The following is an 11,058-nucleotide window of genomic DNA, read 5'->3' as shown; positions in this document are numbered from 1 at the left end:
GGTACGGCACACCCAGGTCGTCACATCGCTCGGGCTCAGCCCGTGGTCGGCGAGGAATTCGCGCACGTCGTCGCCCAGGTATTTCTCGGCGATGGTGGCGACGTCGGCGGACAGCACGATCCGGAAGCCGTCGGCGCCGATCTTCCAGCCCATCACCTCTTCGGTGTCGGGATAGAGCCTGCTGCGGGTGGCCAGTACTCGAGGGCCGGTGTGTTCCCGGCCGGCCCGGTTGGCACCCTGGGCGATGACGGCGGCCGCACCGTCGCCGAACAAGCTGGTGGCGACCAGATTGGCCACCGAAATGTCTTCGCGCTGAATGGTCAGCGAGCACAGTTCGACGGCCAGCAGCGCAGCCGTGTGGTCGGGGAAGGCACGCAGGTAATCGTGCATGCGCGCCACGCCGGCCGCGCCGGCCACACAGCCCAGGCCGAACAGCGGGACACGTTTGATGTCGGGCCGCAGCCCGACCCGCGTGGCCAGCCGGGCCTCCAGGGTCGGAACGGCCAGCCCGGTGACCGTCGTCGAAAACACGATGTCCAGCTCCGACGGCTTAACGCCTGCCTTGTCGAGTGCCGTGAGGAGGGCCCGCTCGGCCAGGTCGAGTGCCACCTCGATGTAGGCCTCGTTGGCGTTGGTGAAGCCGTCCAGCTCGCGGTACTGGGCCAGCGGCAGCGCGGTGTTGCGGTGCTCGACCCCACTTCTCAGCGCGAACCGCCGAAAGTCTGGGCCGGCCAAGTCGATCAACGCGCCGATCGCTTCATCCTGCGTATACCGGTTGGGCGGAAATTGCACCGCAACCGCTGCTATTGATGGTTGCGCGTCGGTGGTCGGTGTTTGCAGTCCGAGCGCCCCCGAATCGCGCCCTGTGATCTTGTCCATGTATTGGCTCACGGCATCCGAGGTCAGTTAGTTCACCCTAACTTCTTGTGACGATGACCACTGGTCATTTCATCGGGCGTGATCGCCCCTGCCTCGGTGCCGGTTGGCGACTGGAACGTTTGCGTTTAGCCGCGGCCGGTGCGGGATAGGGTCAGGGTATGCGGGCTCTGGTCACCGGTGCCACCGGCTATGTGGGATCACGACTGGTCACGGCGCTGCTCGCGGACCAGCATCAGGTGACAGCGGCGACTCGAAACCCGGCGCGCCTCAAGCGGTTCGGCTGGTTCGACGACGTCACACCGGTGAAGTTGGATGCCGCCGACCCCGCATCGCTGCGCGCCGCGTTCGCCAGTTGCGGGCCCGTTGACGTGGTGTATTACCTGGTGCACGCGATTGGTCAGCCCGGTTTTCGCGACGTCGACAACACCGCGGCGGCCAACGTCGCCGCCGCCGCCCGCGACGCCGGTGTGCCACGCATCGTCTACCTGGGCGGCTTCGTACCCGCCGGCGAGGACCTGTCCGAGCACCTGACCAGTCGGGCCGAGGTGGCCGAAGCCCTCACCCTGCCCGACGGCCCGGAGCTGGTGTGGCTGGGCGCGGCGATCATCATCGGAGCCGGCTCGACCTCGTTCGAGATGATGCGCTACGTCGGAGACCGTTTCCCGCTGATACCGATCCCGAGCTGGATGGACAACCCGATCGATCCCATCTCTATCCGCGATGTCCTGCACTATCTCGTCGCCGCGGCCGATCGCGACCTGGTGCCCGCGGGCGCGTACGACATCTCGGGGCCCGACACCACGTCGTATCGGGGCCTGCTCAAGTCGTATGCGCGCATCTCCGGCCGTTGGCACACCGGCCTGCCGGTCGGCAGGGTCGACACCACGCTGGCGTCACTGGTCACCGGCGTCGCGCTGCCGGTGCCCCCGGGGCTTGCGGGCGATCTGGTCGGATCGCTGGACCATCCGATGGTGGCCTCCGCCAGCGGCCTGCGCGATCGGGTTCCCGACCCGCCCGGCGGCCTGCTCGGCGTCGACGAGTCCATCGCCCTGGCCTTGGCCGGCCAGTCCAGGCACCGGCCACGACCCGTGAACGCCCTGGCCGATCCGCACCACCTCGCCAATACCGATCCCGTCTGGGCCGGCGGCGACGCGCTGCGCATCCGCCGACTTGCGCGGCGGGTCACCCCCTCGATCGTCCGGCCGACCCTGGGGCTGGTGAACAGGGTCCCCGGTCCGGTGGCCGGCGCGCTGCGCACCGGTCTCGACATCCTGATCGCCCTGACCCCGAAGGTGCGTCCTGCATGAGCCAGTCGATGAGTCCGTATCGCACGAGTGTCTTCTTCGAGTTGCGCCAAGCCGTCACCAATGTTGCTGTGCCCCATAACGAATCGCCCGCCGTCGTGCGGCGCCGGCGCATCCTGGTGGCCATCACCCTGGTGGTAGGCGCCGCGGTACTGGGGTATTCGCTACGGCGCCATCCGGGGGAGTCCAGCTTCTATTGGTTGGCCCTGGTGCTGGCCGCGGTCTGGACCGCCGGAGCGCTGATCTCCGGACCGCTGCACCTGGGCGGCATATGCTGGCGAGGCCGTAACCAGCGGCCGGTGATCACCGGCACCACCGTCGGCCTATTGGTGGGTGGCGCGTTCATTGTGGGCGGGTTGATCGCCCGGGAGATCGCGCCGGTGGCGGAGTTGATCACCCGGGTGCTGCTCTACGCCCACCACGGGTGGTATCCGGTGATCGTGGCGATCACGCTTGTCAACGGCGTCGCCGAGGAAGTGTTCTTTCGCGGCGCGCTCTACACCGCCCTGGGCCGTTATCACCCCGTCCTTATTTCGACCATCCTCTACACGTGCGCGACGCTGGCCAGTGGCAACCTCATGCTTGGTTTCGCCGCGATCATCCTGGGGACGGTGTGCGCGTTCGAGCGCCGGGCGACCGGCGGCGTCCTGGCGCCGGTTCTCACCCACCTGGTGTGGGGGCTGATCATGGTTCTGGTGCTGCCGCCGATGTTCGGTGTCTGAAGCCGGTTAGCGGACCGAACCGACGACCTCGCGGGCCAGCGCCCGCATTGCGGCGGCGCGCACCGGCCGAACGAAGAACCAGTACACGCGGCCAGGGATGCCCCTGGGCAGAAAGGTAGACCGCTGGGTATAGCGGGTGTCGCTGCCGTTCTGGCCGGTGACCGTGATCTCGAGCCACTCCCGTCCCGGCGCTCGCCTGGTGGAGCGGAGCCGCAATAGGGTTCCCGCCGCGCGCTCTTCGACCCTCCAACCGGTTGCCCACGAGCTCACGACGTCCTCCGCCGTCTTCCAGACTTTCGCGGGTTCGGCGCCGGTCGCGGCGGTGCGCACATCGGTGTAGACGATCTCGCCGGCCCAGTCCGGGTCTGTGGGCAGCGCCTCGGCCGGTTCGGACCGCAGCGAGGACCACGTGGGTTCGGGGAAACCGCGAGCGACGCGCGCGAGCGCGAGTTCGACGGCCCGCCGGTAGTCGGTCAGCCCGCCCGGTGGCGGCTCGATGATGGCGTCGATGTCCGGATTACGCACCACCGCATCGCATTCCAGCGATTCGATGAGTGGGCGCGCCAGGCCCGGGGGGATCGGCGTGACGGTCCCGACCCACAGGCTGGCGATCGTCGGGGTCAAGAACGGCAGCACGATGAGGTACCGCTTGCCCAGGCCCGCCACGTCGGCGTAGACCCGCATCATGTCGCCGTATTCCAGCACGTCGGGCCCGCCGACATCCCAGGTGCGCGACGTCGGGACCGTGGCCGTCGCCGCCGCGGCCAGGTAGTAGAGGACGTCGCGGACCGCGATCGGCTGAATCTTGTTGTGCACCCATTTCGGCGTCGTCATGACCGGTAACCGGTCGGTGAGGTGCCGGATCATTTCGAACGACGCGGACCCCGAGCCGACGACCACCCCGGCCTGCAACACCACCGTCTCGATGCCGGAATCGATCAGGGCGTCCCCGACCGCCTTTCGTGACGCGAGATGCGGTGAAAGGTCGCTGTTTTCGGGATGCAGCCCACTCAGGTACACGACCCGTCGCACCCCGGCGCGCCGAGCGGCCGTGACGACGTTGCGGGCGGCGCGGGTTTCCTCGGCGGCGAAATCCGTCGAGGTGCCCATCGAGTGGACGAGGTAGTACACCACGTCGATGCCGTCGAACGCGGCGATCAGCGAATCGACGTCACCCAAATCACCGCGCGCCACCTCCGCCTGCCACCGCCAGGGCACCTCCGTGAGCTTGTCGGGGTTGCGCGCCAACGCCCGAACGTGATGGCCCTCGTCCAGCAGTCGGGGCACCAGGCGCCCGCCGATGTAGCCGGTCGCTCCGGTGACCAGGCACCGCACCTGTTCGGGCATCGATACTCCGTCGTTCGTCAGTGTGTTTGACGAGGAGGATTACCGCATCCCAGCGGGATTAAGCGTTGCGGCCGATCGCCGCAACCACTTTCAGCGGTCGGTGAAGTTGGCGGTGCGCCGTTGCTGGAAGGCCGTTGCGCCCTCGACGAAGTCGGGGGATTTGAGCAGCACCGACTGTCCGTCGAACTCACGCTGCAGGGCCGGATCCAATTCGGTCAGCGTGGCCGCATTGATCGCCAACTTGGTCTTGGCGAAGGCCACCGCCGGGCCGCCCAACAACCGCGCGATGACCTTGTCCACCTCGGCGTCGAACTCGTCGGCCGGGTAGACCGCGGTGACCAGGCCCCAGGACAACGCGTCGGCGGCGGTCAGCCGTTCTGGAAGCAGTGCCATCTGCATGGCCCGGATCCGCCCGACCGCGGCCGCCACCAACGCCGATGCGCCGCCGTCGGGCATCAACCCGATCTTGGTGAAGGCGAGCATGAAAAACGCGCTCTCCGAAGCTAATACGACGTCACAAGCCAGGGCGATGGACACACCGACACCGGCCGCGGGGCCCTGAACGACGGCGACCACCGGGTGCGGCAGCGCCGCGATCGCCCGCACCAGCCGGTTGATCTCGAGGATGATCTCGTCGGGCGGGACGCCGCCGCCGTCCGAGACGTCGTCGGCGCTGATGCCCGCACCGGAGCTGAAGCCGCGTCCGGCGCCGCCCAGGCGCACCACCTTCACCTCGGGGTCGGTGGCCGCGTACTCCATCGCGTCGGCGATCCCGGTGATCACCGGAATGGTCAGCGAATTCAAACTGTCCGGCCGGTTGATGGTCACCGACAGCACGCCGTCGGACAGCGTGACGTCAAGGCCTGCGACGGGTGTCAGGGTGGCGATCGCGGATGAAGTCATGCGGTCACCATAAGTGACCGGGATGCGCGGGCTTGCGGCGCGGCTGCGAAGATGTCGAACGACCGGTTGTTTGGTAACGAACGATCGAGGGCGTCAGAGCGGACGAAAGGTCGGTGGATCGTGGCTGGACCGTTGAAGGGATTGCGTGTAGTCGAGTTGGCCGGCATCGGCCCCGGCCCGCACGCCGCGATGATCCTGGGGGATCTGGGAGCCGACGTGGTGCGCATCGATCGCCCGTCATCGAGCCCAGGGGGCTCGGGGGGCACAGCGAAGGACGCGATGATGCGCAACCGGCGGGTGGTGACCGCCGACCTGAAGTCCGACGAAGGCCGCGACCTCGTCCTGAAACTGATCGCCAAGGCCGACGTGCTGATCGAGGGCTACCGGCCGGGTGTCACCGAGCGGCTCGGATTGGGGCCGCAGGACTGCGCCGAGGTCAACGACCGGCTGGTCTACGCCCGGATGACCGGCTGGGGCCAGACCGGCCCGCGTAGCCAGCAGGCCGGTCACGACATCAACTACATCTCGCTCAACGGCATCCTGCACTCCATCGGCCGGGTGAACGAGCGGCCGGTCCCGCCGTTGAACCTGGTCGGTGACTTCGGCGGCGGCTCGATGTTCCTGCTGCTCGGCATCCTGTCCGCGCTATGGGAGCGGCAGACCTCCGGCAAGGGGCAGGTCGTCGACGCCGCGATGGTGGACGGTTCCAGCGTGCTGGTTCAGATGATGTGGCAGATGCGTTCGTCGGGCATGTGGACCGACGCCCGCGGCACCAACCTGCTAGACGGCGGCGCGCCCTACTACGACACCTACGAATGCGCCGACGGGCGCTACGTCGCGGTCGGCGCCATCGAGCCACAGTTCTATGCCGCTTTGCTGACCGGACTGGGCTTGGACGGCGCCGACCTGTCCGGCCAGAACGACGTCAGCCGCTGGCCGGAGTTGCGGGCCGTGCTGACCGAGAAGTTCGCCAGCCAGGACCGCGACCACTGGGCCAAGGTGTTCGCCGAGTCCGACGCGTGCGTGACGCCGATCCTGGCGTTCGGCGAGGTGCAGACCGAGCCGCACATCACCGAGCGGAACACGTTCTATGAAGTCGACGGCGGCCTGCAGCCGCTTCCGGCACCGCGGTTCTCCCGTACCGCGCCGGAGACCCCGCGTCCCGCCGCGCCGGTGACCGACGCGCAAGCGATACTCAACGACTGGGTATAGCCCCCAACCAACCAGTTGGCCGGAGGCCACTGAATCAAAGTCACGGAATCGAGGAAGGACTCGGATGGAGATCAAAGACGCCGTTGCCGTCGTCACCGGGGGAGCGTCGGGCCTGGGCCTGGCCACCACCAAGCGGCTGCTCGACCGCGGCGCGCAGGTGGTCGTGATCGACCTGCGCGGCGAAGAAGCGGTCCGCGAACTGGGAGACCGCGCGCGCTTCGTCGAGGCCGACGTCACCGATGAGGCCGCTGTCGGCAAGGCGCTGGACGCCGCCGAATCGATGGGCACACTGCGCATCAACGTCAACTGCGCCGGCATCGGCAACGCCATCAAGACGCTGTCGAAGGACGGCCCGTTCCCGCTGGACGGCTTCAAGAAGGTCATCGGGGTCAACCTGATCGGCACCTTCAACGTGCTGCGGCTGGCCGCTGAGCGTATCGCCAAGTCCGAGCCCGTGGGCGAAGAGCGTGGCGTCATCATCAACACCGCCTCGGTTGCCGCCTTCGAGGGCCAGATCGGTCAGGCCGCCTACTCGGCCTCCAAGGGCGGCGTGGTCGGCATGACGTTGCCGATCGCGCGCGACCTGTCGCGTGAGCTTATTCGGGTGGTCACCATCGCACCGGGGTTGTTCAAGACCCCGCTGCTGGGTTCGCTGCCCGAGGAGGCACAGGCGTCGCTGGGCAAGCAGGTGCCGCACCCGGCCCGGCTCGGCGATCCCGACGAGTACGGCGCCCTGGCCGTCCACATCGTGGAGAACCCGATGCTCAACGGCGAGGTCATCCGCCTGGATGGCGCCATCCGCATGGCGCCTCGCTGAGTTGCACACCGTCGGACACAACGAAAGCCCCCCGCATCGGCGGGGGGCTTTCGTGATAACCAGGGTGGATGGCTACTTACGGAACCATCGACTGACGTTGGGTTCGGCCATCAACAGCCGTGCGAGCATGCTCATGGTGCGCCTCAGCTCGCCGCTTGCAGTTCGTCGAACTGCTCGGAGGTCTCGCCTTCCACCAGCACGTCGCCGTGGTAGAGGGCTTCGAAGTCAACTTTGATGACGTCGGCACTTGAGTCGTCGATCCACATGAGACTGAGCGTATGGGCCACCATTAAGGAATCTTTGAGTCACGATTCGGAAAATGTTGGCAATTTACCCGCGGGTAGGTTGACCACCGTTCACTCGGCGATTCGGCCCCTGAGCTGCTTAGTTGCGGCACATTTTTCTGGCCGGACTCTTACTGTCGGTGCGGTTTAAAAGTGGCATTGAACGGTCCGGGCGCTCAGCTGCGTGCTTACAGGGAACACTGTTCGACGCGTGCAAATTAGCGTTTGTTAGGTTGTCGCGGACACCCAGCAGCCAGCGCAACGGGGCACCGGCAGCGGAAGGGCCGAAATGCTGCAAAAGATCGCCCGAGTCGCCATCAGGGCGCCCCGCCGCATCATCGTGACAGGCATCCTCGTGTTCATCGCCGCCGCCGTGTTCGGCGTCCCGGTCGCCAAGAGCTTGTCGCCCGGCGGTTTCCAAGATCCGCACTCGGAGTCGGCGCGCGCCATCAGCGTGTTGAGCGAGAAGTTCGGCCAGAGCGGCCAGCAGGTGCTGATTCTGGTGACCGCTCCGGCAGGCAGCAATAGTGAGCAGGCCCGCAAGGTCGGCACCGACCTCGTCGACCAGCTGCAAAAGTCCCCGCTGGTCTACAACGTCTCCTCGCCGTGGACGGCGCCTGCGGGGCAGTCAGATGACCTGGTGAGCCGCGACGGCAAGTCCGGACTCGTCGTGGTCAACCTCAAAGGCGGCGAAAACTACGCGCAGAGCAACGCGCAGACGCTGGCCGACCAGTTCATCCACGACCGTGACGGCGTCACCGTTCGGGCCGGCGGCGCGGCGATGCAGTACGCACAGATCAATACGCAGAACCAGGCCGACCTGCTGATCATGGAGATGATTGCGCTCCCGCTGAGCTTCCTGGTGCTGATCTGGGTGTTCGGCGGGCTGCTGGCCGCGGCGTTGCCGATGGCGCTGGGCGCCCTGGCCGTCGTCGGTTCGATGTCGGTGTTGCGCCTCATCACCTTCACCACTGAAGTGTCGATCTTCGCCCTCAACCTGAGCACCGCGCTGGGCCTGGCCCTGGCCATCGACTACACCCTGCTGATCGTGAGTCGCTATCGCGACGAGTTGGCCGAGGGCTATGACCGAGACGAGGCCCTGGTCCGGACCATGGCCACCTCGGGGCGCACGGTGCTGTTCTCTGCGGTCACGGTGGCGTTGTCGATGTCGGCGACAGTGGCGTTTCCGATGTACTTCCTCAAGTCGTTCGCCTACGCCGGTGTGGCCACCGTCGCGTTCGTCGCGGCCGCCTCGATCTTCATCACCCCGGCCGCGATCGTGTTGCTGGGTCCCCGGCTGGACGCGCTGGATGTGCGCCGGCTGGTGCGGCGAAAGCTGCTCAGAAACACAACGGAGCCGGTGCACAAACCCGTCCAGCAGCTGTTCTGGTATCGGTCGACCAAGTTCGTGATGCGCCGCTGGGCGCCGATCGGCCTGACCGTGGTTGCGCTGCTGTTACTGCTCGGATATCCGTTCCTCCGGGTGACATGGGGCTTCCCTGACGACCGGGTACTGCCGCGCTCGGCGTCGGCGCATCAAGTCGGTGATCAGCTGCGCAACGACTTCGCGCACGACTCGGCGACCTCGGTGCCCGTCGTCATCCCCGATGCCACCGGCCTGAGCCCGGCGGATTTGAACAACTACGCCGCCGATTTATCGCGGGTCGCTGACGTGTCGGCGGTGTCCGCGCCCGGCGGCACCTTCGCGGCCGGCAACCGGGTGGGCCCCCCGGCCGGGCCCACCGGGCTGAACGCCGGCAGTGCGTTTTTGACCGTCAGCAGCACGGCGCCGCTGTTTTCCACGGCGAACGACACCCAGCTCAGGCGGTTGCATCAGGTGCCCGGGCCCCCCGGCCGGTCCGTCGAGATGGGCGGGGTGGCACAGGTCAACCGCGACAGCGTCGATGCCGTCACCGACCGGCTTCCGCTGGTTCTGGGATTGATGGCAGCGATCACCTTCGTGTTGCTGTTCCTGCTCACCGGCAGCGTGCTGCTGCCGGCCAAGGCGCTCGCCTGCAACGTGCTGTCGTTGACGGCGGCGTTCGGTGCGCTGGTGTGGATCTTCCAGGACGGTCATCTGGGCGCGCTGGGAACCACGCCCAGCGGGACGCTGGTGGCCAACATGCCGGTGCTGCTGTTCTGCATCGCCTTCGGATTGTCGATGGACTACGAGGTCTTCCTGCTCTCCCGGATCCGCGAATACTGGCTGGCGTCCGGCGCCGCCCGCGCCGCCAAGCCGACCGCGAAGCAGGCCCACGCCGCCAACGACGAAAGCGTGGCGCTCGGAGTCGCGCGCACCGGCCGAGTGATCACCGCGGCCGCATTGGTGATGTCGATGTCGTTCGCGGCACTGATCGCCGCTCACGTTTCCTTCATGAGGATGTTCGGCCTCGGCCTGACTCTGGCCGTGTTCGCTGACGCCACCCTGGTGCGGATGGTTGTGGTCCCGGCCTTCATGCACGTGATGGGCCGGTGGAACTGGTGGGCGCCCAAGCCGCTGGCATGGCTGCACGACCGGATCGGCATCAGCGAGGGCGCGGCCGACGAATCCGTCGAATTCCTCGAGCCGCCCCGGGCGCCCGACGAGGTCCCCGAGCCGGTGGTTGGCGAGCCGGTGCCCAATATCCGTTAACGCCGACCGCGTGATCGTAAAAACCCTATTGTGAGGCTCATTCGAGTCGGGAAGGTTCACGTACGTATGACAACGGTGGTCGACAACCCCTTCTTTGCGCGCGTCTGGCCCGTCGTCGCCACCCATGAGGCGCAGGCGATCCGGGCCCTTCGCCGGGAGAATCTGGCCGGCCTGTCCGGGCGAGTGCTGGAAATCGGCGCCGGAATCGGTACGAACTTTCCGCACTACCCGGAGTCGGTCGATGAGGTGATCGCGGTGGAGCCCGAACAGCGGCTGGCGGCCCGCGCCCGTGCCGCCGCGGACGCGGTGCCCACCCGCGTTGTGGTGACCGGCGAGACGGCGGAGGCCTTCGGCGGCGACGAGCCGTTCGACGCGGTGGTGTGCTCGCTGGTGTTGTGCTCGGTGCGCGACCCCGAGGCCGTGCTGCGGCGCCTGTACTCGTTGCTGCGACCGGGCGGGGAGCTGCGCTACCTGGAGCACATCGCCAGCGCCGGTGCGCGAGGCCGCTTTCAGCGGTTTGTCGATGCGACGCTGTGGCCACGGCTGTTCGGTAACTGCCACACCCATCGGGACACCGAGCGCTCGATCCGCGCGGCGGGATTCCACATCGACACGTCGCGACGGGAATTCACGCTGCCGGTCTGGTCGCCGATGCCGGTGTCGGAGCTACTGCTCGGCCGCGCGCACCGGCCCTGACCGCGGCGCGGTCAGCTCAGCAGGGCCGGTAGCCGCTGCAGCAATCCGGGCAGAGCCCGGCTGGCCGTCTCCCGCATGCTGATCGTCACGCTGCCCGACAACGGGGTGACTTCGGGATTGACCTCGATGACGGCGGTGCCGCGAGCCAGCGCCAGCTCGGCCAGGCCCGCCGCCGGATAGACGATCGCCGAGGTCAGCGTCATCACGCAGAACGTCGACGATCTGCACGAGCGCGCGGGAAGCCGATCGGTTCATCACCTGC

General features: G+C 67.5%; 11 protein-coding genes and 1 pseudogene. 7 read left to right on the top strand and 5 right to left on the bottom strand.

Translation table 11 applies throughout. The features are described 5' to 3' along the window. Nucleotides 1-879: type III polyketide synthase (locus A5625_RS09560; protein WP_082984345.1), on the bottom strand; the 879-nt coding region annotated here is incomplete at its 3' end. Between the two features lie 158 nt (nt 880-1,037). Between A5625_RS09560 and A5625_RS09555 the strand changes: the two genes are divergently transcribed. Together A5625_RS09555 and A5625_RS09550 are read left to right on the top strand one after the other, a co-directional pair. Then, nucleotides 1,038-2,186, top strand: coding sequence for an NAD(P)H-binding protein (locus A5625_RS09555; RefSeq protein WP_066992075.1), 1,149 nt, complete (start codon nt 1,038-1,040; stop codon nt 2,184-2,186). Continuing rightward, nucleotides 2,183-2,905, top strand: coding sequence for a CPBP family intramembrane glutamic endopeptidase (locus tag A5625_RS09550; RefSeq protein ID WP_066992072.1), 723 nt, complete (start codon nt 2,183-2,185; stop codon nt 2,903-2,905). Before A5625_RS09555 ends, A5625_RS09550 begins: the two co-directional genes overlap by 4 nt. 6 nt (nt 2,906-2,911) lie before the next feature. On the opposite strand, the gene A5625_RS09545 is transcribed toward A5625_RS09550, so the two are convergent. Both A5625_RS09545 and A5625_RS09540 read right to left on the bottom strand, forming a co-directional pair. Continuing rightward, the gene (locus tag A5625_RS09545) at nt 2,912-4,252 is read right to left on the bottom strand and encodes a DUF2867 domain-containing protein (protein ID WP_066992068.1); all 1,341 of its coding nucleotides are present in this window, start codon (nt 4,250-4,252) and stop codon (nt 2,912-2,914) included. 90 nt (nt 4,253-4,342) lie between these two features. Continuing rightward, nucleotides 4,343-5,155, bottom strand: coding sequence for an enoyl-CoA hydratase (locus A5625_RS09540; RefSeq protein WP_066992065.1), 813 nt, complete (start codon nt 5,153-5,155; stop codon nt 4,343-4,345). A gap of 120 nt (nt 5,156-5,275) precedes the next feature. Here A5625_RS09540 and A5625_RS09535 point away from each other — a divergent pair, with 120 nt between their 5' ends. Further along, complete coding sequence (locus A5625_RS09535; RefSeq protein WP_066992062.1) at nt 5,276-6,367, top strand: CaiB/BaiF CoA-transferase family protein; 1,092 nt, start codon at nt 5,276-5,278, stop codon at nt 6,365-6,367. A gap of 64 nt (nt 6,368-6,431) precedes the next feature. After that, complete coding sequence (locus tag A5625_RS09530; protein WP_066992060.1) at nt 6,432-7,184, top strand: 3-hydroxyacyl-CoA dehydrogenase; 753 nt, start codon at nt 6,432-6,434, stop codon at nt 7,182-7,184. A gap of 143 nt (nt 7,185-7,327) precedes the next feature. On the opposite strand, the gene A5625_RS30450 is transcribed toward A5625_RS09530, so the two are convergent. Next, nucleotides 7,328-7,450: a hypothetical protein gene (locus A5625_RS30450; protein WP_156748082.1), complete on the bottom strand. Its 123-nt coding sequence runs from the start codon at nt 7,448-7,450 to the stop codon at nt 7,328-7,330. 307 nt (nt 7,451-7,757) lie between these two features. Here A5625_RS30450 and A5625_RS09525 point away from each other — a divergent pair, with 307 nt between their 5' ends. Together A5625_RS09525 and A5625_RS09520 are read left to right on the top strand one after the other, a co-directional pair. Next, nucleotides 7,758-10,100 (top strand): MMPL family transporter, encoded by a 2,343-nt coding sequence (locus tag A5625_RS09525; RefSeq protein WP_066992057.1) that lies wholly within the window; start codon nt 7,758-7,760, stop codon nt 10,098-10,100. A gap of 66 nt (nt 10,101-10,166) precedes the next feature. After that, entirely contained in the window at nt 10,167-10,796 is a 630-nt protein-coding gene (locus A5625_RS09520; protein WP_066992053.1) for a class I SAM-dependent methyltransferase, read from the top strand. 11 nt (nt 10,797-10,807) lie between these two features. Here the strand turns inward: A5625_RS09520 and A5625_RS09515 are convergent. Then, a pseudogene (locus A5625_RS09515) lies at nt 10,808-10,996 on the bottom strand (NAD-dependent protein deacylase); the annotation flags it as partial. On the opposite strand from A5625_RS09515, the gene A5625_RS28260 reads away from it, so the two are divergent. Continuing rightward, nucleotides 10,980-11,058, top strand: a 79-nt coding sequence (locus A5625_RS28260; protein WP_369829998.1) for a Sir2 family NAD-dependent protein deacetylase, incomplete at its 3' end; no start/stop codon positions are given. The pseudogene A5625_RS09515 and the gene A5625_RS28260 overlap by 17 nt on opposite strands.

It is taken from the genome of Mycobacterium sp. 1465703.0 (assembly GCF_001672975.1).
GTDB lineage: Bacteria > Actinomycetota > Actinomycetes > Mycobacteriales > Mycobacteriaceae > Mycobacterium.
This window is presented reverse-complemented; position numbering and strand designations above follow the sequence as displayed.